The organism is Variovorax sp. RTB1 (assembly GCF_035018765.1).
In the GTDB taxonomy this organism is placed as follows: domain Bacteria; phylum Pseudomonadota; class Gammaproteobacteria; order Burkholderiales; family Burkholderiaceae_C; genus Variovorax.
This window is the reverse complement of record NZ_JASJXG010000009.1, coordinates 106,389-132,136: the sequence shown is the minus strand read 5'-3', so window position 1 is coordinate 132,136 and position 25,748 is coordinate 106,389. Positions and strand designations below refer to the sequence as shown.

Sequence of the window (25,748 nt, the reverse complement as noted above, 5' to 3'; positions counted from 1 at the left end):
CGTCAGCGGCAGGCATGGGCGGCGGGGGCGACAGTTCGGGTGGCGGCGCTGGCTATTACGGCGGCGGTGGCGGCTCTGCCACCAACCGGTGCGACGACACGGCGGGCGGCTGGGGCTCGAGCTTCCTGTCGGCCTACATCCTCGGCGGTTCCGGTTCTTTCGCCACCGCCCCTTGGGTGCAAGCGCCGAGTAGCGGCGGGGCCCCCAATAGCGGCGACACCTATTACGGTGGTGCCGCAGCGCAGCCCACGGCGGTAGGCAATGGGTCTGGCGCTCAGGGGGGCAACGGTCGCGTGGTGGTGCAATGGAATGCGCCACTGGTCAAGATGGTCAAGACAACGACGGCCGGCAGCACGGGCACCAACGCCTTCAATTTCACCCACGCTGGCCTCACGACCACGGCCGGGGTCGCAGCCGGTACCACCGCCATCAGCGTCGTCGATGCCGCGACCGTGATCGGTGCGCAACGCATGGGCACCTTGAACACCAGCCAGAGCGTGGCCGAGTCGACCATTCCCGCCAGCTTTTTCGTGACCGGCATCGTTTGCAACGACGCCAATACGGCGATCACTGGCAACACCAATCCGGTCGCGCAAAGCGGGGTGGCGGACGTCACCAGCATCAGCATCCCGGCGGCCGCCATGCGCAACGGGGCGGACATCAGCTGTACTTTCGTCAACGCACAGCGCACCCTGACCAAGGCCTTCGCGACACCGTCGATCGTGCCGGGCGGCAGCACCACCCTGACGTTCACGTTGACCAATCCCGCCAACGGAGCGGCCACGACGGCAAGCTTTACCGACACCCTGCCGTCGAGCCTGCGCATTGCGGCCGTGCCTGCCATCGGGGGAACCTGCACCAACGCCAGTACGGCAACGGCCGCAGCGGCGGGCGGTACGGCCATCACGGTCACGAATGCGGCCGTTCCTGCGGGAACGAGCAGTTGCACGGTGACGGTCGCCGTGACCAATCTCGCAGGTGCCACCAATGCCAGTTGCAGCACCAATCCCGCCGCATTCACAAATACCACTACCAACGTCACCGGTCTCTCGGCCAACTTCTTCAACGGCGTCACGGCCCAGTGCCTCATGGTGGCGCCTGCGCCCACTGTCAAGCTGGCCAAGACGACCACGAACGGCACGGGCAGCAACAGCTTTGGGTACACGTTGTCCGGCCTAGGCAACACCAGCGACACCGTGGTGGTAACGGGCGCAGCGACGGTGGCCTCTGGTACCACGCAGGTCGGCTCCGTCGGCACGGCCGTCACGATGCAGGAGTCGAGCGTGCCCACGGGCTGGCCGACCAACCCGACCGGTGTGAGCTGCCTCGACGCCAATACCGCGGCCAGCGGCAACACCACGACCAACCTGGCCACGCTGAGCGGCAACACGGCCAGCCTGCCCGCCACGGCCATGCGCGGCAGTGCAGTGATTACCTGCACCTTCACCAACACGGCCCGGCCCGATATGTCGGTGACGAAGGCCGACGGCGTGAGCAGCGTCATGACCGGCGCGAGCACAGCCTATGTGGTCACAGTGACCAACAGCGGAGCGGTGGCGTCCACCGTCGCGCTGGTCGACCCGGTTGCAACGGGCTTGAACAAGACGACAGTCGCCTGCGGTGCCGTGCCAGGCGTATGCACCACACCGCCCTCGGTCGCAGCCTTGCAGGCCGGCTTCACCACGCCCAGCATTCCGGCTGGCGGCAGCTACCAGCTGACGGTCAACGCCACGGTCACGGCGGCCGTGGGCGCCTCGGTCAGCAACGTCGCCACTGCCACGGTGGCAACCAATACCGGCAGCAGCTGTGCGGCAACCGGCGGCACATTCAACGCCGGCACCGACGCGTGCTCGGCCACGGACACCGACGTCGTGGCGGCCGCGCCAACGGTCACGCTGGCCAAGAACTCGGTCGGCGGCACCGGCTCGTTCGCCTTCACCCTGGTCGGCGTCAGCAATACCAGCGACAGCATCACGACCGTGACGTCAGGCGCCACGGCGACCTCCGCCGCCAACCACACCGGCACGGTGGGCGCAGCGGCAAGCGCCACTGAAACAGCCGTTGCGAGCTACACCACCAGCACCAGCTGCGTGGACGGCAACAGCGCCGTTACCGGCAACACGGTAGCAATCAGTTCGACCAACACGACCGCGACGATTCCCGCAGCCAACATGCGCGCCGGTGCGTCCTATACCTGCACCTTCACCAACACCGCATCGCCCAGCCCCCGGGTGCAGATCGTCAAGACAACAGTGAGCGGCACGGGCAGCAACGTCTTCAGCTTCGCGCTGGGCGGACTGAGCCAGCCCGGCGACAACATCACGGTGGTGGGCGCCGGCACGGTCAGCGGTGCGGCGACGATCACCGGCACGGCGGCCACGGCGGTGAGCATGGCTGAAACCCCGCCCGCCGGCTGGCCAGCCAACCCGGTCAGCGCCAGCTGCGTCGATTCGCAGACCGCCACGAGCGGCAACCCGAGCGGGCCGCTAGGTACGCTGTCCGGCAATGTGCTGAGCATTCCGGCGGCCAACATGGTCAACGGCGCGGCGTTCAGCTGCACCTTCATCAACGCCTTCGGCTTCAGCATCACGGGCCGCGTCTTCACCGACAACGGCGTGGGCAGCGGGATGCCGAACGACGGGGTCATGAACGGCAGCGAAGCGGGCATGGCCGGCGTAATCGTCAGGCTGACCAACTGTTCCGGCACGGTGTATGCGCAGGGTCTCACGAGCGGAAGTGGCAGCTACGCCTTGATCGTGCCCGGCAGCGTCGCAGCCGGGGCGCCACTGTGCGTGGAAGAAACCAACCCGGGCGTGCGCGTTTCCACCGGCGCTTCGGTCAGCACCACGGCCTTGCCCTCAGGCTTCGCCGTGACGGTCGGCGGCACCAGCTACAGCTACGCGCGCACCGGCGCGCCCGACCGCATCGCCTTCGCATTTAACGGCGTCGGGCACAGTGGACTGAACTTCGGAGACGTCGACGCCAATACGTTTGCTGCCGATGGTGTCAAGACCGGTCTGCCCGGCAACACGGTGGTCTATGCCCACACCTTTACTGCGCAGACCGGCGGCGTGGTGAGTTTCTCGATTGCGTCGTCGGTGACGACCCCGGCCCTCAATGGCTGGAACGAGAAGGTTCTTAACGATGTTGGTTGCACCGGCACGCTGCAAGCAGGCGCTGCAGTGTTGTACCCGCCAGCGGCGCCGACGACAGTGGTGGCAGGCCAGCAGGTCTGCATCGTGATGCAGGAGTTCATCCCGGCGACGGCGCAGAGCGGCTACATCGATACCGTCACGGTGCAGGCAGGCTTCGCCTTCACCAACGCCGCCCCAGCGCTGTCGGCCAGTTACCAGGTGACGGATGTGACCAAGGTCAGCAGCGCCGCGCTCGATCTTAAAAAGGAAGTGCGCAACGTGACGCAGGCCGGCGTCTTCGGCATCAACAACCAGGCCAAGTCGGGTGAGACGCTGGAATATCGCATCACCTACACCAACAACGCCGCCGCACCGATCAGCACCCTGGCGATCAACGACACGACGCCGGCCTACTCGAGCTTCGTGAGCGCCCTGGCCGGTAGCACGCCGAGCACGCTGACGGCCTGCGCGAAGACCACGCCAGCCAACCCGCTGCCCGCAGCGACCGTCACATGCCCGACAGCGCAAGCCACTGGCGGCACCGGCCCCCTCGATTGGAAGTTCACCGGCTCGCTGGCACCGGGCGGCACCGGCACCGTGCTGTTTCAGGTCAAGGTCAACTGAGGCCAGCGCGGTCGATGCCTTCCGGCCTTCAGCTGTGCCCTTGCAGCTTCGGGTTCTTCGCAAACAGATCAGCCGCCCAGTCGACGAAGGCACGTACCTTTGCGCTCAGGTGCCGGTTGGGCGGGTAGACCACATGCACCGGTAACGGCGGCACGGTCCAATCCGGCAGCACCCGCACCAGCTCGCCGCTCGCCAGGTAGGGCTCGGCCACGTAAGTGATGCACTGCGAAATGCCGAAGCCGCCCAGCACCGCGCCGAGGTGCGCGTTGCCTTCGTTGACCGACACGCGGTACGGTCCGGTGAGCTCGACCAGCTCGTCGCCCTTCTGGAACTCGTGCGGGTACAGGCGGCGCGTGCTGCCCGAGAAAAAGCCGACCAGCAGGTGCCGCTTTTCTATGTCGTTCGGGTGCGTCGGCGTTCCGTAGCGCTTGATGTAGGCCGGTGATGCGACGGTGACCCAGGCCAGGTTGCCGATGCGGCGCGCGACCAGCGACTGGTCGGTCAGCTCGCCGCCTCGAATGACGCAATCGACGTTGTCGCTGATGAGGTCGACCGGGCGGTCGCTGACGCCCAGGTCCACCTGAATGTCCGGATACCGATCGAGAAACCCCTGCAGCGCCGGAAGGATGATGAGCCGCGCCACAGAGGTGCCGACGTCGATGCGCAGCCGCCCGGTCGGGTTGGCCTGCGCGTTGGTCATGCTGGCTTCGATGTCGTCGAAGTCGTTGAGCAGGCGCGCGGCGCGTTCGAAGTATGCAGCCCCGTCGGGCGTGACAGTGACGCGGCGCGTGGTGCGGTTCAGCAGCTTCACGCGCAGGTGCGCCTCCAACCCCTGGATCTGTTTGGTGACCGTGCCTTTGGGCAGGCCGAGGGAATCTGCGGCACGGGTGAACGTGCCGGCTTCGACAACGCGAACGAAAACCCGCATTGCCTGGATCTGGTCCATAGAGGTGCTCCTGGCAGCGCGCGGCATGGCTTGCCGGCGAACTGAATTCTCACATGTGGATTTGCACTGATTGTTCTTCTAATGGAAACAGAGTAAGGATCAAGAGGCCCTTTTCTGACGCGCCCGGCGACTTATATTCAATCCATCGCTGGTTTCCTCCACTGACTCCGCAACTCCCACCTTCAGGTCCACCATGTCACCCCGTTCAATGTCCAAGTCTGCTGACGCCGCCGCTGCTGCCGTGACAGCGAACGCCGTCGACGTGGCCGACATCACGATCGCGTTGCCCGGCCGCGAGCCGGTGCAGGCCCGTACCTATGGCCTGAAGCAACGCGGTGTGACCTCGCCGCTGGTGTTGCACTTTCATGGCGGCACCTTCACCTGCGGCGGCCTCGACAGCGGGCGCATGGTCGCCGGGCTGCTGCAAGACGCGGGTGCGGTCGTCGTGTCGCTTGCCTATCCGTTGGCGCCCAAGTTCCCGTTCCCCGAGCCGATCGAGGTCGCCTACGCGGTGCTCGAATGGCTGTACGGCCAGCGCGTCAAGCTGGCGGGCAAGGGCGCACCGGTGTTCCTGGCCGGTGAAGAAGCCGGCGGCAACCTGGCCGCCGCGGTGGCATTGATCGCACGTGACCGCGGCCATCCGCCGCTGGCAGGGCAAATCCTGCTGTCGCCGATGCTCGACCCGTGTGCCGGTACCGCATCGCTGCGTGAAACCACCGGTGACGCGACGCAGTGCAAGTGGGCTGCAGGCTGGCAGCAATTTCTGAGCAGCCCAAAAGATGCGGTGCATCCGTATGCGGTTCCTAGCGCATCGATGCGGCTCGGCCAGATCGCGCCGACGCTGGTGCTGGTCGGCGACGACGATCCGATGCGCGACGAGGCGCTGACCTTTGCGCGGCGCCTGCGCGAAGCCGGCAACCCGGTCACGAGCAGCGTGCTGCCCTCGGCGACCAACTGGCCCGATGCGTTGTCGGACCCGGCGGCAGGGGAGTGCGTTTGCAGCGTCACCGTGAAGCAGCACTTTCGCGAGTTTTTCAGTGCTTCAGCGCCGCACTTGACCGAGCCTGCCAAGCCGCAGGCCTCTAAGACCGGCTGACGCCGGTTCCCACTTCCCGCTTTTTTCGGTAACCGGCAACCCCGGTCGCCGATCCGCTTCCCGGGTCCAGAGCACCGGGCGGCTACGCCTTTTCCAAAATTTTCCGAAGTCATCACGAGGACGAATTCATCATGTCTAAAACCGAACTTTCTTCGCTGGCCCGCAAGGGTCTCTGGCCGACCGTCACCGGCCTGACCGCATTGCTCGCCATCGCCGCGGCGGCATTGGGTTTGCCGTATCTCAAGGCCGAGGCCGGCAACGTGCCGGTGGCCGTCGTGCCGCAGGGCATTCCGGTGTCGGTCGCTGCCGTGACCGAAAGCGACGTGGCTGGCTGGAACGAGTTCTCGGGCCGGCTTGAAGCGGTCGAACGCGTCGATGTGCGCTCGCGTGTCGCGGGTGCCGTGCAAGCCTCGCACTTCCGAGAAGGCGCGCTGGTGAAGGCGGGCGATCTGCTCATCACCATCGACCCCGCGCCGTATGCAGCCGACGTCGAGCGTGCGGCGGCGCAAGTCGCAGCGGCGCAGGCCCGCGTATCGCAGGCGGCCAGCGAGCAGGCCCGCGCCAAACGCCTGTGGGACGAACAGGCCATCGCGCAACGTGAGTTCGAAGAGCGTGCCAACACCCGCAATGAAGCCGATGCCAACCTGCGCGCCGCGCAAGCCTCGCTGCAGACCGCCAAGCTGAGCCTGGGCTACACGCAAGTGCGCGCGCCGGTGTCGGGCCGCATCGGCAAGCTCGAAGTGACCGTCGGAAATCTGGTGGCCGCCGGCCCTGGTGCGCCGGTGCTCACCACGCTGGTGTCGGTCAGCCCGATCTATGCAAGCTTCGACGCCGACGAAGGCGTGATCGCGCGAGCGCTCAAAGACGTCGCTACCGCTGGCAGCAGCGCGCGCGGGTCGATCGAGAAAATTCCGGTGGAGATGGGCACGGCGGCCAGCGACGGCACGCCGTGGCTCGGCAAGCTGCAACTCATCGACAACCAGGTCGATGCCAAGAGCGGCACGGTGCGCGTGCGCGCTGCCTTCGACAACGCCGACGGCGCGTTGATGCCGGGCCAGTTCGCCCGCATCCGGATGGGTCAGGCGCGCACCGACAAGGCCATGCTGGTGAGCGAGCGCGCCATCGGCACCGACCAGAGCAAGAAGTTCGTGATGGTGATCGGTGCCGACAACAAAGCCGAGTACCGCGAGGTGACGCTGGGTGCATCGAGCAACGGCTTGCGCATCGTGAGCAAGGGGCTGAAGCCCGGTGAGCGCGTGGTCGTCAATGGCCTGCAGCACATCCGCCCCGGGGCCCTCGTCGCGCCGCAGACGGTGACGATGGACGCCAAGAACGAAGTGCCTTCGCAGGCCAAGCCGGAGCCCGAGCACGAACGTCTAGCGCAGGCTGAAAAGTCCTGATCCAGGACGGAGGAGAAGCATCATGAATCTATCGAAGTTCTTTATCGATCGACCGATCTTCGCCGGCGTTCTGTCGGTGTTGATGGTCATCGCCGGGCTGATCGCGCTACGCGGTCTGCCCATCTCCGAATATCCTGAAGTCGCGCCACCGTCGGTGGTGGTGCGCGCACAGTATCCCGGTGCCAATCCGAAGGTGATTGCCGAAACCGTGGCCACGCCGCTCGAGGAATCGATCAACGGCGTCGAAGGCATGCTCTACATGGGCAGCCAGGCGACAACCGATGGCGTGATGACCCTGACGGTCACCTTCAAGCTCGGCACCGACCCGGACAAGGCACAGCAACTGGTGCAGAACCGCGTCTCGCAAGCCGAACCGAGGTTGCCCGAAGAAGTGCGCCGACTCGGCATCACCACGATCAAGAGTGCGCCCGACCTGACGATGGTGGTTCACCTCGTCTCGCCCAACAACCGCTACGACATCAACTACCTGCGCAACTACGCGGTGCTGAACGTCAAAGACCGGCTGGCCCGCATCGACGGCGTCGGCCAGGTGCAGATCTTCGGTGGTGGGGAGTACTCCATGCGCGTCTGGCTCGACCCGCAGAAGGTGGCGCAGCGCAACCTGTCGGCCAGCGACGTGGTGGCCGCCATCCGCAGCCAGAACATCCAGGCCGCAGCCGGTGTGGTCGGCGCATCGCCGGGGCTTTCGGGCGTCGACATGCAGTTGTCGATCAACGCACAAGGCCGCTTGCAAAGCGAAGAAGAGTTCGGCGACATCATCGTGAAGAGCGGTGCCGATGGCGCCGTGACCCGCCTGCGCGACATCGGTCGCCTTGAAATGGGCGCCGCCGACTACTCGCTGCGTTCTCTGCTCAACAACGACGCCGCGGTCGGCATGGGCGTGTTCCAGGCGCCGGGTTCCAACGCGCTCGACATCTCGTCCAACGTGCGCAAGACGATGGACGATATCGCCAAGGCGATGCCCGAAGGTGTCGAGTACCGCATTGCCTACGACCCGACGCAGTTTGTGCGGGCCTCGATCGAATCGGTCATCCACACGTTGCTCGAAGCTATCGCGCTGGTGGTGCTGGTGGTGATCCTGTTCCTGCAGACCTGGCGTGCATCGATCATCCCGTTGCTGGCGGTGCCGGTGTCGGTCATCGGCACCTTCGCCGTGCTGCATGTGCTGGGCTTCTCGATCAACGCGCTGAGCCTTTTCGGGCTGGTGCTGGCGATCGGCATCGTGGTCGACGACGCCATCGTGGTGGTGGAAAACGTCGAGCGAAACATCGAGGCAGGACTGAGTCCGCGCGAGGCGACGTACAAGGCGATGCGCGAAGTGTCGGGGCCCATCATCGCCATCGCGCTGGTGCTGGTCGCGGTGTTCGTGCCGCTGGCTTTCATCAGCGGCTTGACGGGCCAGTTCTATCGCCAGTTCGCGGTGACCATCGCGATCTCGACGGTGATCTCCGCCATCAACTCGCTGACGCTGTCTCCGGCGCTCGCAGCACTGCTGCTGCGCGGCCACGACCAGCCGAAGGACGCGCTGACGCGCGGCATGGACCGCTACCTCGGCTGGTTGTTCCGCGGCTTCAACAAGCTGTTCCATCGTGGCTCCGAGGCTTACAGCGGTGGCGTCAAAGGCGTGATCTCACGTAAGACGATCATGCTGGTGATCTACCTCGCGCTGATCGGCGTGACCTTCGGCCTGTTCAAGGCGGTGCCGAGCGGTTTCGTGCCGGCGCAAGACAAGCAGTACCTGATTGGTTTCGCGCAGCTGCCAGATGGGGCGACGCTCGATCGCACCGAAGACGTGATCCATCGCATGGGCGACATCGTCAAGAAGAATCCGAACGTGGAAGACGCGATCGCGTTCCCGGGCCTGTCGATCAACGGTTTCACCAACAGCTCGAACTCGGGCGTGGTGTTCGTCACGCTGAAGCCTTTCGACCAACGCAAGCGCGTCGATCAGAGCGGCGGCGCGGTCGCGGGCCAGCTCAACCAGCAGTTCGCCGGCATCCAGGACGCCTTCATCGTGATGTTCCCGCCGCCGCCGGTGGCAGGTCTTGGCACCACGGGCGGCTTCAAGATGCAGATCGAAGACCGTGCCTCGCTCGGCTACGACGAAATGGACAAGGCCGTGAAGGCGTTCATGGGCAAGGCCTCGCAAGCACCTGAACTGGCCGGCATGTTCACCAGCTGGCAGGTCAATGTGCCGCAGCTCTACGCGGACATCGACCGCACCAAGGCTCGCCAGCTCGGCGTGCCGGTGACGGACATCTTCGACACCATGCAGATCTACCTCGGCAGCCTGTACGCGAACGACTTCAACAAGTTCGGCCGTACTTACAGCGTGCGGGTGCAGGCCGACGCGCCGTACCGTGCGCGTGCCGAAGACGTGGGCCTGTTGAAGGTGCGCTCCAACTCGGGCGAGATGGTGCCGTTGTCGGCGTTGATGAAGGTCAACTCGAGCTTCGGGCCCGAGCGCGCCATGCGCTACAACGGCTACCTTGCTGCCGACGTCAACGGCGGACCGGCCCCCGGCTATTCGTCGGGCCAGGCGCAAGACACCGTCGCTCGCATCGCGGCCGAGACGCTGCCCAAGGGCATCAGCTTCGAGTGGACCGAGCTGACGTACCAGGAGATCCTGGCCGGCAACTCTGCGTTCCTCGTGTTCCCGCTGTCGATCCTGCTGGTGTTCCTGGTGCTCGCCGCGCAATACGAAAGCCTGACGCTGCCGATCGCGATCATCCTGATCGTGCCGATGGGCCTGCTCGCCGCGATGACGGGCGTCTGGATATCGGGGGGTGACAACAACGTCTTCACGCAGATCGGGCTGATCGTGCTGGTCGGGTTGAGCGCCAAGAACGCCATCCTGATCGTGGAGTTCGCACGCGAGCTGGAGTTCGCCGGGCGCACTCCGATTCAGGCCGCCATCGAGGCCAGCCGACTGCGGTTGCGCCCGATTCTGATGACGTCGCTGGCCTTCGTCATGGGTGTGCTGCCGCTGGTTCTGTCGACCGGCGCCGGCTCCGAAATGCGCAAGGCGATGGGGGTGGCGGTGTTCGCCGGAATGATCGGCGTGACGGCTTTCGGCCTGTTCCTGACGCCTGTCTTCTACGTGGTGCTGCGCCGGCTGGCGGGCAACAGGCCGTTGACGCAGCACGGCGAAGGAACGATGTCGCCGTCGCCTTCACCTTCACAGGCACCGCCCGCAGTGCTTGGTGGTGGAGGCAGCCTGCATGCGCAGCCTGCTGCGCCGCATCGGTCGCACGAATAAGGGCCGCGTTACTGCGACCAGAAGGAGATTCATCATGACAAGCAATTTCTCGTATTTCGCTCGCCCGCTGCGCACCGCGCTACTGCCACTCGTGGCTGCATTGGTGCTCGCGGGCTGCGCGTCGACCGGTGAAGTGTCGACCGGCATCACGACGCCGGTGCAGTTCAAGGAACAGACCGCCAAGGGCGCCGCTGCGGTGACAACCAACGCAGCGCCTGCGCAGCCCGCCGGCAACTGGTGGGTCGCGTTCAATGACCCGGTGCTCGACGAGCTCGTCGAGCGGGCCGCCGTCAACAACACCAGCGTGCAGCAAGCGGCTGCGCGGCTCGGTGAGGCACGCGCACTGGCACGCACCGTCGATGCTGACCGATCGGTGCAGGTCGGCCTGGGTGCCGGTGCGAGCCGACAAGCCGGCATCGATCGCAACCTGAGTAACAAGCCTTCCACGCTGTTGAATGCTGGCGCCAGCGTGTCGTACGAAGTCGATCTGTTCGGCAAGCTTTCGGGCGCCAGCAACGCCGCATCGCTGGATGCACAGTCACGCGAGGCGCTGCTGCAAAGCGCACGTTTGCTGGTGCAAGCCGAGACGGCGCAGACCTATCTGTCCGTGCGCGCGCTCGATGCAGAACGTGCTCTGGTGCGCGAGCAGGTGGATGCCTATGCCGACACGCTGCGACTCACCGAGCGGCGCTTCAAGGCCGGTGACCTCGCCGAGCTCGACGTCGCCCGCGTGCAGACCGAAGTGGCAGCGACCGAGTCCGACGCGCTGACGCTCGACCGCCAACGCGCATTGCTCGAACACGCGCTGGCGGTGCTCACCGGCGATGTCGCATCCAACTTCGCCATGAACAGTGGCGAGTGGTCGACAGCGTTGCCGGCGATCCCAGCCGGCTTGCCGTCGACCGTGCTCGAACGGCGCCCAGACATCGCGGCGGCGCAGCGCAGCATGGAAGCCGCACAGGCGCGCCTCGGCGTCGCCAAGACTGCATGGTTCCCGACCATCGCGCTGACCGGCGGTGGCGGCTATGCCTCTTCTGATTTGAGCGATCTCTTCAAGTGGTCGGCGCGCTCGTGGGGCATCGGCGCGTTGCTGTCGTTGCCGCTGCTCGACGGCGGTCGCCGCGAGGCCGGCGTGCAGGGCGCATCGGCGCAACTCGACGGTGCACTGGCGAGCTACCGCGAGCAGGTGCTCGTGGCCTTTCGCGAGGTCGAAGACCAGCTCGCGTCGCTGCGCCTGTTGCAGGAGCAATCGGACGTGCAGGCGAGGGCGGTTGCTTCGTCGCGCCGCGCGACGGTGCTCTCGGATTCGCGCTATCGCAACGGCTATGTGAGCCAGCTCGACCTGCTCGACGCGCGGCGCAGCGAGCTGCGCAATCGGCGGCTCGCGCTGCAAGTGAAGGCGGCGCAGTACCAGGCGACGGTGGGGCTGATCAAGGCGTTGGGTGGGGGGTGGGATGTGCCGGCGGTGGTGGCCGCAAACGTGACCGTGAAAGGATAGGCATAGGCCTTTTTGGGTCTTGCCTTCACCGTTGCAAGGCATACAGTCTTTCCGACGGATTACACGGAGGACCGCATGGACCACGACCCTTTTGCCGAACTCAAAAAACGCCAGCGAGAGATGTGGGCGTCGTTTGGGCCAACCGCGACCAGCACCACGCCGGTGGCAGCGCACCTCGTCAAATTCGCGGCCATTGCCCCCGGCGAGGAGGTGCTGGATGTCGCCACCGGCACCGGTGTTGCAGCCATCACCGCGGCTCGCGCGGGTGCGCGCGTCAAGGCGCTCGACCTGACGCCTGAACTGCTCGCACAGGCGCATGAAAACGCACGCATCGCTGGCCACGAAGAGATCGAATGGACCGAGGGGGACGCGGAGCAGTTGCCCTATGCGGACGCAAGCTTCGATGTCGTGCTGAGCCAGTTCGGCCACATGTTCGCGCCACGGCCCGAGGTCGCTATCGCCGAGATGCGTCGCGTGCTGAAGCCTGGCGGCCGTATCGCCTTCGCGACCTGGCCGCCGGAGCACATGGTGGGCCGCATGTTCGCGTTCGTCGGACGCAATTCGCCGCCGCAGCCCTCGGGTTCAGCGCCGCCGCCGCAATGGGGCAATCTGGCGGTGATCGCCGAGCGCCTCGGTGCTCGCTTCGATGCGCCTTTCTTCGAGCGAGGCGTCATGGCGTATCCGGCACTCAGCCTGTCGCACTACCGGCTGTCGATGGAGCGCACGATCGGGCCGTTGCAGAAGCTGATCGAGCGGCTTGCCGGCGAGCCGGAAAAGCTTGCTTCGGTTCGGCTTGAGTTCGATGCCATGGCAGAGCCGTACTACGACGAAAACATCGTGCATCAAGACTACGTGTTGACGCGGGCTCGCGCGATCTAGCGGAAAAGTCGGTCAGTGTCCTTCGACTGCGAACACGATGTCGGCGAACCCCGGCACGGTCGCTTCCCGATTCCAGTCGCGCTGTAGTTCGCAGCTGAGCTGGACCCAACTCGTCGGCTGGGCTCCTGCCTGCAGCAGGCGCTGAAGCCCGGCACGGTGCGCTTCTTCCGAAGTGCCTCCTACCGCGTCGACGACCGGGTAGACCTCGAATCCTGCTTTCATCGCGTCGAGCGCCGGAAACACAAGGCAGACCTCGGTCCACAGCGCCACCATGATGAGCTTCTTGCGTCCGGTCGCCTTGACCGCGGCAACGAACTCTTCGTCTTCCCACGCATTGATCGATGTGCGGTCGATCGCCCGAACATCGCCCAGCACTTCCATGATCTGATGAATCGTCGGTTGGTTACGGCCAGTCTCTACGTTGACCGTCGACAACACGATTGGCAGGCCATACAGCTTGGCGGTACGCGCCACCGCGGTGACGTTGGCGACGAGCATGCGGCGATCCATCGAGGTGATGGAGCCGACCTGCACCGGCTGGAAGTCGATGATCACGAGTGAAGCGTTTTGCGGGGTCAGCATCTGGTCTGTCAACGGGTCGCGGATTGTCTTAGGAGAGGTCATGGATAAATCCTGGTGGTTGGGTTGCGTTTGGAAGGGGTGAGATCCGGGTTATTGAAGAAAGCCGAGGATCGCAGCAACGGTCGCCTCGGGTTGCTCCTCCATCAGCCAATGCCCGGAAGCCGGGATGACGACGCCCTGCACGTTGGTCGCGGCAAAGCGGACCACGCTCGCCATCGTCGTGCCGAATGATTTTTCGCCGCCGATGGCAAGAACCGGCATGGTCAGCGGACCTTTGGCGAGGTACACCTTGTTGTCGATCGCGTCCTGGTCGAAGGCGTGGAACTGCTCGAACCCGGAGTGCATCGCGCCCGGCCGGGCATAGAGCTTTGCGTAATGGCGGCGCGACGCCTCGTCGAACTTCTTCGGGTCGGCGGAGAAGTCGTTCCAGAACCGGTCCAGATAGATGCGCTCGCGGCCTTTGACCAACCGCTCCATGTCGGGACCGCCGAAGCGGAAATGCCAGAGCAGCGGGTTCTTCAGGATCTCGTCCCACGGCCCGATGCCCGGGACAGGTGCGTCCATCAGTACCAGCCGGGTCACACGCTCGGGATGCTCGGCCACGAAGGCATAGGCCACCATGTTGCCGATGTCATGACCGACCACGTCCACCTTGCCCACCTTGAGTGCGTCGAGCACGCCCGCAATGTCCTGCCCCTGCGTCTTCTTGTCGTAGCCGCCGGGCGGATGGTCCGACAGGCCCATGCCGCGCAGGTCGGGCACGATCACCGTGTGGTCGCGCACCAGTCGCGCCGCCAGCGGCTCCCACATGTCGCCGGTTTCACCATAGCCGTGGAGCAGCACGACTGCGGGGCCGGTACCGCCTGTCCGCACATGCAGCGTGGCACCGTTGGTGGTGATGCGTTGGTTGTGGAAGCTCGCCGGAAAGGGTTTGACGTCAGCCTTTGCATGAGAGACCAGCACGGTCGCGGCGAAGGCAAAGGCGAAGAGAAAGAAGACTTTGCGCATGTGGATTTCCTTCGGGGGTTGTCGGCCCCTGCAACGGGAGACCGGTGCAGGAAGTCTCTGTCGCACATGGCCTGGGCGCCAGACACGCACGAATGGATTTCAATCCCGTCCGCGGGACTGCAGCGGTCTCCATCGAAAGAACGAGAGGCGATGGACGCCAGCGCGCGACGTCGTCAGATTTCGACGATGCCCCTGCGACCGGCGGTGGCGACTGCCTCGGTACGGCTCAACACGTTGAGCTTCGCGAAGATGCCGCGCATGTGCGACTTCACGGTCGTCTCGGAGATGGACAAGGCGGAGCCGATCTCCTTGTTGCTCTTGCCGCGCGCGAGCATGGTCAACACATCCAGCTCGCGCCGTGTAAGGGGCTCGTCGCTGAGCCCCGCGGCGAGCTTGGCGACCAGCGCGGGAGGAATGCAGGTTTCGCCCGCGTGCACACGACGGATGAAACTCAGCAAGTCCTCGCGTGGAGCATCCTTCAACAGGTAGCCCCTGGCACCGGCCTTGATGGCGCGAGAGATCTCGTTGTCGGTATCGAATGTGGTCAGCACCAGAATGCGCGCATTCGCGTCGCCACGGCGTATCTCGTCGATGGCGCCCACCCCGTCGAGGTGAGGCATTCGCAAGTCGAGCAGCGTGACATCGGGCCGGTGCTCGCGCCACAGCTGGACGGCGGTCTCGCCGTTCGCAGCTTCGGCGACGACGGTCATGTCGGCCTGTCGGCCGATGATCGCCGCCAGGCCTTCACGCACAGTCACATGGTCATCGGCGATGAGGACCCGGATCGTGTTCATCGGGAGCCCTGCGGTTTGGAATCCAGTGGCACCGAGATCGAATAGTGAGTGCCTTGTCCGAGGCGACTCTTGAGCGAAAGCCGGCCCCGCATGGTTGCCACACGCTCGTGAACGCCCAAGAGGCCGAAGCCGTCGAATTTGCCGTCAGGATCGAAGCCGCAGCCGTTGTCACGCAGATCGAGTTGGACTTCGGACGACTTGAAGGCAATGCGGGCATTGAAGTCGCTCGCGTGTGAATGCCGCAGTACGTTGGTGAGCACCTCCTTGACGGCGCGCAGCAAGTTGTCTTCCCATTCGGAAGGCAGCTTGGCCGGCGTTCCTTCCAGTGCGAAAGCTGCGTTCACCGTCGTGCCGGCAGTCATCTTGCGGATCAGTGCTTCGAGCGCGTCGCACAGATTCCCGTCGTCGAGCTCGATCGGGCGCAGCGCGCGCACCGATCGGCGGGCCTCGGTGAGGCTCTCGCGAGCCATGCCGCTCGCCCGGGCGATGTGCGTGTCGGTCTCCACCATCAGACCGCGGGCCTGTGCATCGGCCGCCGCTTCCAGCTGAACGATGACGCCGGTCAGGCCCTGTGCCAGCGTGTCGTGGATGTCCCGCGCCATCCTGTTGCGCTCTGCGATCACCGCGGCCTCGCGGCTTTGTGCCGACAGCTTCGTCAGTTGCATGGACAGCATCGCCTGGTTGACCAGCGCCTGCGCCAGTTCGATCTCCTGTGCCCCGAAGCTGCGCCGGGCGGTGAACCGGATGCCCACCGCGCCGTCGACCCGACTTCCGATCGACATGGGGATCACCAGGATCGTGACCACGCCGAGCTCGATGAGCCGCGCTCGCCAGGGGAAGTCGCGCAGTTCACGGATGTCTTCCATGATCCCCGGGCTGCCGGTACGAAGCACTGCAGACCAGGGCATTGCGTCGTCGACGGGCAGCGTCAGGCTGGCGGTTGTCAGTGAAGGATCGGAAGACGTGAAGAGCCTGCCCTTTTCGTAGGAAGATTCAAAACGCACCTGCCCGTCAGGCTCGTTCTTGCGCCATACGCCGCAGCTGTGTGCGCCCAATTGCATGGTGATCGTGGACAGCACGTGTTCCAGCAGCCGCTCCGGATCAGCCTCCGTTGCCAGCGCCTCGATCGTCGTTGTCAGCGCGTCGACCTGGCCGCGTGCGAGTCGCTCCGACGCTGCGAGCGCCTCTTCCGACCGCTTGCGGTCGGTGATGTCCATCACCACGCCGAGCATCCGCGCAGCGCGCCCATTGGCCGTCGTGCGATAGATGTTGCCCTTGGCGACGAGCCAGTGGATGCTGCCGTCTGCCCAGACCACGCGGAATTCCGCACTCCAGTCGCGTAGTGCCGCCACAGCCTCGCGCATCGTGCTCTCCACGCTCTCGCGATCCTGTTCGTGGACGTGCTTGAAAAACGTGTCTGCGCCCCATTCGAGATCGGGCACCGGTTGGGTATAGCCGAAACAACGATCGTGCCGCAGGGACCGTCGCGATGTGTTGCGAACAAGGTCCAGGTCCCAATCCCCTACCTGTCCCGACTCCAGCGAGAACTCGAGTGCAGCCTTGGTCTGCTCGATCAGCACGCGATGTGTGATGTCGACCAGCATCGTGCGCGTGTAGAGCCCATTCGGCGCGGGCCGGGAAGACCATTCGACCCATATCGGACGACCGTCGTCCTTGCGTCTGAGTTCCAGCACGATGCCCGAAACCTGCCCGCCTTCGCGGATGGATGCGAACGCGTTGTCCAGTTCCTGCTGGCTCTCAAGCGTGTCAGCGATCAGTGATCTTCCGAAGGTGCTCGTCACTTCCGCGGGCTCGACGCCAAGCAACGATCTGGCCGCGCGATTGGCGCGGATAAAGCGCGAGTCCATCGCCTCATGCACATACGGAATGGGAGCCTCCTCGAACAGGTCCGTGAAGTCATCGTGCCCGTCCTCAAGGCGGACGGATGTTGCTGTGCCTTTCGTCGAAATGGGTCGGAGGTTCATGGTTCGAGAGCGAGCAGCTCCAAGGGTCGATTCGTCGAATGATGTCCTCATGCGCGGTCCGTGTCACATGGAGGCCGCATTAATCGACGTGTCTAGTTCGTACGAAGGAGAGCCGATTCGTTCGGTCTGACGGTGCGCTGCGGCGACCCGATGCTGCGGTCGCAATGCACTTGCGTCGTGACCGCTGACGTCGTGACCTTGCAATCGGCTTTCAATGTTCGTCGCCTTTTGCGAAATAGATTTCTTCGCACGTCAACAGGCCATTTTCGATCGACGTTGTAAGCGCATGAGACCGCTCGGTTTCATGCAACCTTTCAGGACTTCCAATGTTCAATCGCACTACGTTCGCCTTCGCTGTGGTCGCCTTCGGCGCTGCCACCTTCACTGTCGGCGCGATGGCAGAGACACCGTGGCAGCACGCACACCCGCGCCGTACCGAAGTCAACGCGCGCCTGAATCACCAGGACCGGCGCATCCACAACGAAGTGAAAAGTGGCGAGATCAGCAAGGGCCAAGCAGCCACGCTGCACAAAGAAGATCGGCAGATTCGCCGCGAAGAACATGCCATGGCGCGGCAGGACGGCGGCCACATCACGAAGCTGGACCAACGTGCCCTGAACCAGCAAGAGAACGGCGTCAGCGCCCAGATCGGCAAGTGAGTCGAGAGGTGCCCGGCGGACCGGGCACCCGACCTCAAAGGCGCGTCCTTCCATGACGTAGCCCTTTGGCTTCCACGGCCCAACCGCTGCTTTCCGAGTGCCACGTTCTCATGAAAAAAAACATCGTCTCGCCGTCCATCTGTGTGGCTGCCATGTGCCTCGCGACCCTGGTCGCCGGCTGCGTCGCGCCGCCTGCGCCACCGCCGCGCTACGTCGTCGTTCGGCCGCCGCCGGTCTACATGAGTCCGCTTCCACCGGCTGCAGTGGCCTATTCGTCGCCTGTGGTGACGCCAGTGATCAGCGTCTACATCGACCCTCCGATGGTGCAGCCGGAACCGATCGCCGTCAGCTGGGCGCCGCCGGCAATGCTGGTCGAAGTGCCCCCGCTTTCGCCGTTTCCGATGGCGGTGTGGACCGGCGGTTACTGGGATTGGCACGACCGTTGGGTCTGGTCTGCCGGGCGCTGGATGGCACCGCCGCAATTGGGCTATGGCTGGGTCCAGCCGTACTACGAGCATCGCGACAACGCGGTCCTGTTTGTTTCCGGCTATTGGTCGGCCCCAGGATTGCGGTTCGTGCCGCCGCCGCTCGGGATTTCGATTGCCTTCGCCGCTCTCGGGGTAGGCGTCGTCGCGGGGCTACCTCCAATCGGTCCACAGGGCGTGTTCGTGCCGCCGCCGCCCGGTTCGAGGCCGGGCCTCATCGTGCCCGCGCCCATCGGTACGCCGCCGGCCGTGGTGACGAGCGCACCGCCGGTCACCAACGTCGGCATGCGGATTCAAAACACGACGATCAACAACAACAACGTCACCAATAACGTGACAAACAACGTGACGAACACGACCAACGTGACGAACGTTGCCAACACACGCAATTACATGGTGACGGCGCCGGCCGCTGCCACTGCAAGCGGAAAACCGTTTGAAGCGGCAGTGCCGGCGGCTGCGCATCTCGCGGCTGCACTGCCGCCGGTGATGCGCCTCGAAGCGCCGGTTCCGGTGAGCACGAAACCGGTTGCCGCCTTCATGTCCGGCCGGACACCTGTCGCCTTGCCGGCAGCGCAGGTGGTTCGGCCTGCACCTGCCATCGGCACACCATCGGCACCGTCGGCACCGTCGGTAGCATCCTTGCAGCGGCCGGAACCGGAGCATCGGCAGGCGGCTGCGAGTCCAGCGGCGTTGCCGGAGGCTCAACGTATGTCGCGCGTCAGCGACGAGCGGATCGAAGCCGCCAAGCAGACCAATGTCCAGCAGGCAGCCCAGCATGCGCAGCGCCCGCCCGAGCGGTTTGCCGGACACGCGCAACCGCCCCAAAGGCAAGCCGTCCGGCCATCGCCAGGAAGCCATCCAGGCGAGCGGCCGAAGCCGGAACACAAGAAAGAGTGAGCCGCAAGGGGCGCTCGGTGCGGGTACCGCAGCGCGCCACAATCGAGGGTATGAACGCCTCGTTTTACGCCTTGTCTTCCACCTCGTTTTCGAGCCCGTGACCGCACGCTGCGTCATGGTGCTCGGCACCACCAGCGGTGCCGGCAAGAGCTGGCTCGCCACCGCGTTGTGCCGCTGGTATGCGCGGCAAGGGCTCAAGGTCGCGCCGTTCAAGGCGCAGAACATGAGCAACAACGCTCGCGTCGTGGGCGCCACGGCCGGCAACCAGGGCGGCGAAATCGGCAGCGCGCAATACTTTCAGGCACTGGCCGCCCGCGCGATGCCCGAGGTTCGCATGAACCCCTTGCTGCTCAAGCCCGAGCGCGACACGCACAGCCAGGTCGTGCTGATGGGGCAGGTGAGCGAAGCGCTGTCGGCCTTGCCGTGGCGCGGCCGTAGCGAGCGCGTGTGGCCGACCATCGTGCAGGCGCTCGACGCACTGCGTGCCGAAAACGACGTGGTCGTGATCGAAGGCGCCGGCTCGCCAGTCGAGATCAACCTGATGGCATCGGACATCGTCAACCTGCGCGTGGCGCGCCACGCGAACGCGCGCTGCCTGCTGGTGACGGACATCGATCGCGGCGGCGCTTTCGCGCATCTGTACGGCACCTGGGCTTTGATGCCGGAGGCGGACCGGGCATTGCTGAGCGGCTTCGTGCTGAACAAATTTCGCGGCGATGCGTTGTTGCTTTCGCCAGCGCCGGAGCAGCTGCAGGAACTGACGGGTGTACCGACCGTGGCGACGTTGCCGATGTGGTGGTCGCATGGCTTGCCGGAAGAAGATGGCGTGTTCGATACGGCGGAGTTCGGCGCAGGCAAGACGGTTGCGGTTGTCGCTTACCCACGCATCAGCAACCTCGACGAATTCCAGCCGTTGAAGAACGTGCCGGGCATTCGACTGCGGTGGGCACGCACGCCCAGCCAACTGGCCGACGCCGACTGGATCGTGCTGCCGGGTTCAAAGCACACGAGCGGCGACCTGGTCTGGCTGCGTTCACAGGGGCTCGACCGCGCGATCGCCGCGCATGCAGCGCGTGGTGGTGCCGTGCTCGGAATCTGCGGCGGCCTGCAGATGCTCGGTGAGGCACTGATCGACACGCATGGCATCGACGGCAACGCAGCTGGCCTGGGCTTGCTGCCGCTGGTCACTGTGTTCGATCCCGACAAGACCGTGCGGCATCGGGATGCGTGTTTTGGTGCGGTCGGTGGGGCGTGGGCCGCGCTGTCCGGCGTGGCGATGCACGGCTACGAGATTCACCACGGCCGTACTAACGAGCACAGCGCCATGGCGGCAGCCGGCGACCACGCATTGCCGGTGATGAACGACGGCTTGGCGTGGCAGAACGGCGCGGGCAATGTGCTGGGTATCTACCTGCACGGCATGTTCGAAGACCCGGCCGTGCTGCATGCGCTGTTCGGTGCGACGGTGCCGACGCTGGACTCGGTGTTCGACGGACTGGCCGACTACATCGACACGCATTTCGATGCGGGCGTCCTGCGCTCGCTGATCGACTGATTGAACTTGAACTTGAACTTGAACTTGAATCGAACTGAACCCGAATGAACATCCCGGACATCGTCGACTTGCATGACGCCGCACTCACTGCACGCCTGCAGCACCTCATCGACAACAAGACCAAGCCCGTCGGCGCGCTAGGTCAACTGGAAGCGCTGGCCATTCGCCTGGGCACCATCCTCGGCAGTGAGTCGCCGACGTTGCAGCATCCACAACTGCTGGTCTGCGCCGGTGACCACGGGCTGGCGGCACGCGGCGTGTCGGCCTATCCGAGCGACGTCACTTGGCAGATGGTGCAGAACTTTCTGGGCGGCGGCGCGGCGGTGAGCGTGCTCGCGCGCCAGCACGGACTGGCGCTGACGGTGGTCGATTGCGGCGTACGGCACGACTTCACTCCGATGCCGGGCCTGGTCGTTCGCAAGATCGCTGCGGGTACGGCCGACGCTGCGATCGGCCCGGCGATGGCACCGTCGCAATGCGCAGACGCCATCGCCAACGGCCGCGACGTGGTGCGCGCGTTGCCCGGCAACGCGCTGCTGCTCGGCGAGATGGGCATCGGCAACACTTCCGCTGCGTCGATGTTGCTGTCACGGCTGGCCGGCCTGTCACTCGACGATTGCGTCGGCATCGGCACGGGACTCGATGCTGCAGGGCTGGCGCGCAAACGCAGCGTACTCGCAGAGGTGATGGCGTTGCATCGCGATGCTGTCGCGCCACTGGATGCGCTCGCTGCGTTCGGTGGATTCGAGGTTGCCACGCTGGTCGGTGCCGTGCTGCAGGCAGCCGAAGAGCGCCGTATGATCGTCGTCGACGGCTTCATCACCGGTGCCGCGGTGCTGATCGCATACGCATTGCAGCCGCACGTGGTTCAGCGTTGCGTTGCTGCGCACGTGTCCGCCGAACCTGGTCATGCACTGCTGCTTGCACACCTGGGACTGCAGCCGCTGCTGCGACTCGATCTGCGCCTGGGTGAAGGCTCGGGCGCCGCGTTGGCTTGGCCGTTGCTCGAATCGGCAACGCGCATCCTGCGCGAGATGGCGAGCTTCGAGGCGGCGGGTGTGTCGCGGCAAGAGGGCGCATGAACGGCATACGCCACTACCTGCTGGCGCTTCAGTTCTTCACGCGCGTGCCGGTCACCGGTCGGCTGGCGCAATGGGTCGGCTTCAGCCCGCAAATGCTGCGTGCCAGCGCCGCGCATTTCCCCGGTGTCGGCTGGATCGTCGGCGCGCTGGGTGCGGCGGTTTTCTTCGTGGTCGAGCGTGGCTTGCCGGGCGCTGACGGAGCCTGGGTCGCGGCAGTGCTGAGCACCATCGCCACCGTGTTGCTGACGGGTGCGTTTCATGAGGACGGGCTGGCCGACGTAGCAGATGGACTCGGCGGTTCGGCCGATCGATCGCGTGCGCTGGAGATCATGAAGGACTCACGCATCGGCGCCTTCGGTGCCATCGCTTTGGTGCTGGCGCTGGGGCTCAAGTTTGCGTTGCTGGCGATGCTGGCCGGTGGCGTTGGCGCTGCCGGTGGTGATGAACGGGGCGCATCCGTCGCGCTGAGCGCGATCGTCTTCGCGCATGTGCTGTCACGACTGGCGCCGTTATTTCTGATTCGCTGGATGCCTTACGTCGGCGACAGCGGTGCGAGCAAGTCCAAGCCGCTGGCGGATGCGATTGCCAACGGTGCGTTGGGGGTTGGCATTTTGTGGGCGGTGCCGGCGGTGGCGCTGCTTGCGTGGGTGCAGGGCGGGTCGGCAACGGTCGCGGCGCTGGCGACATGCATCGTTGCGGCCGCCGTCATGGCACGTTTGTTCTGGCGTCGCCTGCAAGGTTTTACCGGCGATGGACTCGGCGCCACGCAGCAGGTCTGCGAACTGGCAATCTATCTGGCTCTGGCGTTCGCGATGACACCGGCCGCGCTGCGCTGAAGCCGAGGAAGGCGATGAAGCTCTGGATGGTCCGACACGCGCCGGTTATTGCCGAGGCCGGCCTTTGCTATGGCGCGACCGACCTCGCTGCACATCACGACGGCACGCTGGCCGCTGCAGTTGCCGTATCTGTCGCCACCGGCACGCGGCTTCTCGATGGCATGGCGTTTGTCAGCTCGCCGTTGCAGCGTTGTGCGGCGTTGGCAAAAGAGGTCGCCGTGCTGCGCACCGATCTGCCGCCGTGCCGCTACGACCCCAACCTGGCCGAGATGGATTTCGGCGTATGGGAAGGCAGCCCGTGGCAAGACGTAGCGCGCACCGAGTTCGATGCATGGATGGCCGACTTCGCCGATGGGCGCGCCGGTAGTACCGGGGAGAGCACGCGCCTCTTCATGCAGCGCGTGGGTATTGCATGGGACACGTGGCTTGCCTCGGGCACCGACGCACTTTGGGTGACGCATGCAGGCGTGATGCGGGCCGTGACGCTGTTGCAGCGCGGTGTGCGCGTGCCGGTCACCGCAGCCGATTGGCCAGCGCATCCGATCGCTTTCGGCGAGTGCGTGACGATTGAAGTCTGAGCGCAGCGGTGCTCATTCGCTGCCTGCGCCCACCGCTCAACTTTTGGGCGCGGGCGTCTTCGGTTTGTAGTCGCACATCGTGTGCACCGCGCACTCCCAGCACTTGGGTTTGCGCGCCACGCAGATATAGCGGCCATGCAATATCAGCCAGTGATGCGCGTGCAGTCGAAACGCCATCGGCACGCGCTTCTCCAGCTTGAGCTCGACCGCGAGCGGCGTCTTGCCGGCGGCCAGGCCCGTGCGGTTGCCGATACGAAAGATGTGCGTGTCGACGGCGATCGTCGGCTCGCCGAACGCCACGTTGAGCACCACGTTGGCAGTCTTGCGCCCGACGCCGGGCAACGCTTCGAGCTCGGCGCGCGTCCTCGGCACCTCGCTGCCATGCAGTTCGATCAGCATGCGACATGTCTCGATCAGATGCTTCGCCTTACTGCGGTACAGCCCGATGGTCTTGATGTAACTCTCGAGTCCTTCGACACCCAGGTCGAAGATCGCCTGCGGTGTGTTGGCCACCGGATAGAGCTTGCGCGTGGCCTTGTTCACGCCCACATCGGTCGCTTGCGCCGAGAGCAAAACGGCCGCCAGCAGCTCGAAAGGCGTGGTGTATTCCAGCTCGGTTTCGGGATTCGGATTGGCCGCCTGCAGCGTCGCGAAGAAGGGGACGATGTCGTCTTTTTTCATGATGTAAGGTCGGTTCTTCGGCTTGGCTGGCGGCGGATTCAATCGGCTTCGGTCAGGCGCTTTGCGGTGTTGCGCACACCCTCGAAGATCGTGCGCGCTACATGCTCCGGAAAGCCGGACGGCAGCTGGGTTTCGACTGCATCGAGCGCCCCCGGCAACTGCGCGAGGAGTTCATCGCAGAGGGCGTGTGCATCGCCGAGACCCGCGAGTTTGGCGACGCCGTCCCAGTGGCGCGCGCGCAGATCCTGCAATGCCCAGTGCGAGCTCTTGCTGCGCAGCGCCATCGCCAGCTTCGCCTTTTGAAAGGCAAGCTGGTTGGCGCCGCTGCCAATGACAGGCCAGGCCGACAGCACGTCGTAGAACGGCGTAAGCCGGTAGCCACCGCCCCGCTCCAGAAAGATCGAGAAGTTCTTGGCATGGCCGTCGGTTGCTGCAAGCAGCCAGAACACCATCTGCGCCTTGACGAACGCGAGCTTGTCGGCCGTGGCGTTGCTGCTGGCATCGAGCACGCGCAGGATGTCGCGCATGCCGGGGCCGCCGTCGGTCTCGTACTTCTGCGGGCCCGGCACGCCGAGTGCCTGGCAGAAATCTTCCTGCGGCAAACGGGCGATCCATTCCGGATCGCGGTGGTCGCTGTCGTCGCCGCGAGCACTGCCGGCGTTCTGCAGCGCGCGGTCGAAGCGTTGCACCACGAGCACCTTGCGCTCGCCGAAGGTCGCGATGTCGCAATGCGCCGTCGGCAGCCCGAAGGCCGTCATGATGCGGGAGCAGAGCCATTCGTTTTCGACGGACTCCTTCATGTCGGCCTGCATGTTGCCGACGAGGCCGAGCGGTAGTTTGAAAATGTGGGTTGTCGGTGTGGCGCTCAGCGGGCGAAACCACTGACCTTCGCGTTGCAGCAAGGCCGTCTTTTCCTGGGCGCCGGCGATCGAAATGCGGAAGTCCTCGTCGTCGCGCTGGCCGAGCACGCGGCCCGTCGACAGCGACGCGTTGATGGCGCGTTCGACGCCCGCATCATCCAGCGCCTCGGCTTCGATCCGGTCGAAGCCGGTGGGCAGCACCCCGGGCGGCAGCAACTGCACGGCGCCGACGCACTCGCGGCCGATGGCTGTCAGCAGGTCGAACGCGTCGGTGCTCGGCGTCGCGAACTTGCCTTGCAGGCGCGTGCGAATCGCATCGCTGTCGGGCAGAAGGTTGTCGAAATAGTTCTGCACCACCGGCCCGCGCTGCGGCGCGTTGCCTGGCGTCATCGGCAGCGACAGCGAAAGTCGGCGTGCCGCGGGCGAAGCGGTCCATTCGTCAGCGTACTGAAAACGGTGCTCGCCTTCGCGAACCGTCCATTCGCCGACCGTCTGACCATTGATCCAGACCGTCAAGGGGTGCGGGTGCCGGGGGCCGCGGCCTCGTTTGGAACGGCTCACCATGATGTGTCTCCCTTGTCGGTGATCGGCGCTTCGGCAGACGGCAATGCTTCCAGAACCAGACGATGACCCATGAGTGCGACCAGTCGCGAGATCTGGTCGAAGCTCGTGACACCGGGTGCCGCTTCGATCCGGGCCACGCGTTTCTGGTTCACGCCCAACTGTTCGCCGAGCTCGGCTTGGGTGAGGTGGCGGGACTGGCGCAATGCCTTCAGCACGGCGCTGAGTTGCTGGCTGGTTTCGAGTGGATACCGCATGCGGCTTACTACCTTGAAGTGGTGAATGGAATTTACTACTCAAAAATAGTAAAGTCAATAAACTACCT

The 25,748-nt window shown here is 65.1% G+C and carries 20 protein-coding genes; 12 read left to right on the top strand and 8 right to left on the bottom strand.

The annotated features are described in order from the left end of the window. Nucleotides 1-3,758 (top strand): beta strand repeat-containing protein (locus QN397_RS08930; protein WP_416352321.1); only part of this gene is annotated, 3,758 nt, incomplete at its 5' end. Between the two features lie 28 nt (nucleotides 3,759-3,786). On the opposite strand, the gene QN397_RS08925 is transcribed toward QN397_RS08930, so the two are convergent. Next, nucleotides 3,787-4,704, bottom strand: coding sequence for a LysR family transcriptional regulator (locus QN397_RS08925; RefSeq protein ID WP_323500709.1), 918 nt, complete (start codon nucleotides 4,702-4,704; stop codon nucleotides 3,787-3,789). A 193-nt stretch (nucleotides 4,705-4,897) separates the two neighbouring features. Between QN397_RS08925 and QN397_RS08920 the strand changes: the two genes are divergently transcribed. The 5 genes from QN397_RS08920 to QN397_RS08900 all read left to right on the top strand — a co-directional run bounded on the left by QN397_RS08920 (nucleotide 4,898) and on the right by QN397_RS08900 (nucleotide 12,857). Next, nucleotides 4,898-5,800 (top strand): alpha/beta hydrolase, encoded by a 903-nt coding sequence (locus QN397_RS08920; RefSeq protein WP_323500708.1) that lies wholly within the window; start codon nucleotides 4,898-4,900, stop codon nucleotides 5,798-5,800. Between the two features lie 131 nt (nucleotides 5,801-5,931). Then, a complete protein-coding gene (locus QN397_RS08915) occupies nucleotides 5,932-7,200 on the top strand; it encodes an efflux RND transporter periplasmic adaptor subunit (protein ID WP_323500707.1) in 1,269 nt (422 codons plus the stop codon). A gap of 22 nt (nucleotides 7,201-7,222) precedes the next feature. Continuing rightward, the gene (locus QN397_RS08910) at nucleotides 7,223-10,480 is read left to right on the top strand and encodes an efflux RND transporter permease subunit (RefSeq protein WP_323495021.1); all 3,258 of its coding nucleotides are present in this window, start codon (nucleotides 7,223-7,225) and stop codon (nucleotides 10,478-10,480) included. A gap of 34 nt (nucleotides 10,481-10,514) precedes the next feature. Beyond that, nucleotides 10,515-11,978, top strand: coding sequence for an efflux transporter outer membrane subunit (locus QN397_RS08905; RefSeq protein ID WP_323500706.1), 1,464 nt, complete (start codon nucleotides 10,515-10,517; stop codon nucleotides 11,976-11,978). Nucleotides 11,979-12,053: 75 nt separating this feature from the next. After that, on the top strand, nucleotides 12,054-12,857 hold the full coding sequence (locus tag QN397_RS08900; protein WP_323500705.1) for a class I SAM-dependent methyltransferase: 804 nt from the start codon (nucleotides 12,054-12,056) through the stop codon (nucleotides 12,855-12,857). A gap of 12 nt (nucleotides 12,858-12,869) precedes the next feature. On the opposite strand, the gene QN397_RS08895 is transcribed toward QN397_RS08900, so the two are convergent. From QN397_RS08895 to QN397_RS08880, 4 genes are all read right to left on the bottom strand, one after another. Continuing rightward, entirely contained in the window at nucleotides 12,870-13,481 is a 612-nt protein-coding gene (locus QN397_RS08895; protein WP_323500704.1) for a hydrolase, read from the bottom strand. 48 nt (nucleotides 13,482-13,529) lie between these two features. Next, nucleotides 13,530-14,447, bottom strand: coding sequence for an alpha/beta hydrolase (locus tag QN397_RS08890; protein WP_323495025.1), 918 nt, complete (start codon nucleotides 14,445-14,447; stop codon nucleotides 13,530-13,532). Nucleotides 14,448-14,620: 173 nt separating this feature from the next. Beyond that, entirely contained in the window at nucleotides 14,621-15,241 is a 621-nt protein-coding gene (locus tag QN397_RS08885; RefSeq protein WP_323495026.1) for a response regulator transcription factor, read from the bottom strand. Further along, the gene (locus QN397_RS08880) at nucleotides 15,238-17,226 is read right to left on the bottom strand and encodes a PAS domain-containing protein (RefSeq protein WP_323500703.1); all 1,989 of its coding nucleotides are present in this window, start codon (nucleotides 17,224-17,226) and stop codon (nucleotides 15,238-15,240) included. Before QN397_RS08880 ends, QN397_RS08885 begins: the two co-directional genes overlap by 4 nt. A 395-nt stretch (nucleotides 17,227-17,621) precedes the next feature. Between QN397_RS08880 and QN397_RS08875 the strand changes: the two genes are divergently transcribed. The 6 genes from QN397_RS08875 to QN397_RS08850 all read left to right on the top strand — a co-directional run bounded on the left by QN397_RS08875 (nucleotide 17,622) and on the right by QN397_RS08850 (nucleotide 23,321). Then, nucleotides 17,622-17,885 carry a hypothetical protein gene (locus tag QN397_RS08875; RefSeq protein WP_323495272.1) on the top strand — a complete coding sequence of 88 codons (264 nt, stop codon included), beginning with the start codon at nucleotides 17,622-17,624 and terminating at the stop codon, nucleotides 17,883-17,885. Nucleotides 17,886-17,995: 110 nt separating this feature from the next. Then, entirely contained in the window at nucleotides 17,996-19,270 is a 1,275-nt protein-coding gene (locus QN397_RS08870) for a hypothetical protein (RefSeq protein WP_323500701.1), read from the top strand. Nucleotides 19,271-19,367: 97 nt separating this feature from the next. After that, nucleotides 19,368-20,825, top strand: a complete 1,458-nt coding sequence (locus QN397_RS08865) for a cobyric acid synthase (RefSeq protein ID WP_323500700.1) — start codon at nucleotides 19,368-19,370, stop codon at nucleotides 20,823-20,825. 44 nt (nucleotides 20,826-20,869) lie between these two features. Continuing rightward, entirely contained in the window at nucleotides 20,870-21,907 is a 1,038-nt protein-coding gene (gene cobT, locus QN397_RS08860) for a nicotinate-nucleotide--dimethylbenzimidazole phosphoribosyltransferase (protein ID WP_323500699.1), read from the top strand. Next, nucleotides 21,904-22,743 carry an adenosylcobinamide-GDP ribazoletransferase gene (locus QN397_RS08855; protein ID WP_323500698.1) on the top strand — a complete coding sequence of 280 codons (840 nt, stop codon included), beginning with the start codon at nucleotides 21,904-21,906 and terminating at the stop codon, nucleotides 22,741-22,743. Before cobT ends, QN397_RS08855 begins: the two co-directional genes overlap by 4 nt. Nucleotides 22,744-22,757: 14 nt before the next feature. Then, complete coding sequence (locus tag QN397_RS08850; RefSeq protein ID WP_323500697.1) at nucleotides 22,758-23,321, top strand: histidine phosphatase family protein; 564 nt, start codon at nucleotides 22,758-22,760, stop codon at nucleotides 23,319-23,321. 36 nt (nucleotides 23,322-23,357) lie between these two features. Here QN397_RS08850 and nth read toward each other — a convergent pair whose 3' ends face one another. The 3 genes from nth to QN397_RS08835 are packed head-to-tail and all read right to left on the bottom strand — an operon-like array spanning nucleotide 23,358 to nucleotide 25,680. Beyond that, a complete protein-coding gene (nth, locus tag QN397_RS08845) occupies nucleotides 23,358-24,002 on the bottom strand; it encodes an endonuclease III (protein WP_323500696.1) in 645 nt (214 codons plus the stop codon). A 38-nt stretch (nucleotides 24,003-24,040) separates the two neighbouring features. Then, the gene (locus QN397_RS08840) at nucleotides 24,041-25,426 is read right to left on the bottom strand and encodes a type II toxin-antitoxin system HipA family toxin (RefSeq protein ID WP_323500695.1); all 1,386 of its coding nucleotides are present in this window, start codon (nucleotides 25,424-25,426) and stop codon (nucleotides 24,041-24,043) included. Next, on the bottom strand, nucleotides 25,420-25,680 hold the full coding sequence (locus QN397_RS08835) for a helix-turn-helix domain-containing protein (protein WP_187052229.1): 261 nt from the start codon (nucleotides 25,678-25,680) through the stop codon (nucleotides 25,420-25,422). Before QN397_RS08835 ends, QN397_RS08840 begins: the two co-directional genes overlap by 7 nt. Between the last annotated feature and the right edge of the window lie 68 nt (nucleotides 25,681-25,748).

Bases quoted from the DNA above. Each gene is read 5' to 3' on its own strand.
- QN397_RS08910 (WP_323495021.1), top strand. From the start codon at position 7,223: ATGAATCTATCGAAGTTCTTTATCGATCGACCGATCTTCGCCGGCGTT.
- QN397_RS08850 (WP_323500697.1), top strand. From the start codon at position 22,758: ATGAAGCTCTGGATGGTCCGACACGCGCCGGTTATTGCCGAGGCCGGC.
- QN397_RS08840 (WP_323500695.1), bottom strand. From the start codon at position 25,426: ATGGTGAGCCGTTCCAAACGAGGCCGCGGCCCCCGGCACCCGCACCCC.
- QN397_RS08885 (WP_323495026.1), bottom strand. From the start codon at position 15,241: ATGAACACGATCCGGGTCCTCATCGCCGATGACCATGTGACTGTGCGT.
- QN397_RS08925 (WP_323500709.1), bottom strand. From the start codon at position 4,704: ATGGACCAGATCCAGGCAATGCGGGTTTTCGTTCGCGTTGTCGAAGCC.
- nth (WP_323500696.1), bottom strand. From the start codon at position 24,002: ATGAAAAAAGACGACATCGTCCCCTTCTTCGCGACGCTGCAGGCGGCC.
- cobT (WP_323500699.1), top strand. From the start codon at position 20,870: ATGAACATCCCGGACATCGTCGACTTGCATGACGCCGCACTCACTGCA.
- QN397_RS08900 (WP_323500705.1), top strand. From the start codon at position 12,054: ATGGACCACGACCCTTTTGCCGAACTCAAAAAACGCCAGCGAGAGATG.
- QN397_RS08870 (WP_323500701.1), top strand. From the start codon at position 17,996: ATGAAAAAAAACATCGTCTCGCCGTCCATCTGTGTGGCTGCCATGTGC.
- QN397_RS08835 (WP_187052229.1), bottom strand. From the start codon at position 25,680: ATGCGGTATCCACTCGAAACCAGCCAGCAACTCAGCGCCGTGCTGAAG.
- QN397_RS08895 (WP_323500704.1), bottom strand. From the start codon at position 13,481: ATGACCTCTCCTAAGACAATCCGCGACCCGTTGACAGACCAGATGCTG.
- QN397_RS08875 (WP_323495272.1), top strand. From the start codon at position 17,622: ATGGCAGAGACACCGTGGCAGCACGCACACCCGCGCCGTACCGAAGTC.
- QN397_RS08880 (WP_323500703.1), bottom strand. From the start codon at position 17,226: ATGAACCTCCGACCCATTTCGACGAAAGGCACAGCAACATCCGTCCGC.
- QN397_RS08905 (WP_323500706.1), top strand. From the start codon at position 10,515: ATGACAAGCAATTTCTCGTATTTCGCTCGCCCGCTGCGCACCGCGCTA.
- QN397_RS08915 (WP_323500707.1), top strand. From the start codon at position 5,932: ATGTCTAAAACCGAACTTTCTTCGCTGGCCCGCAAGGGTCTCTGGCCG.
- QN397_RS08855 (WP_323500698.1), top strand. From the start codon at position 21,904: ATGAACGGCATACGCCACTACCTGCTGGCGCTTCAGTTCTTCACGCGC.
- QN397_RS08920 (WP_323500708.1), top strand. From the start codon at position 4,898: ATGTCACCCCGTTCAATGTCCAAGTCTGCTGACGCCGCCGCTGCTGCC.
- QN397_RS08890 (WP_323495025.1), bottom strand. From the start codon at position 14,447: ATGCGCAAAGTCTTCTTTCTCTTCGCCTTTGCCTTCGCCGCGACCGTG.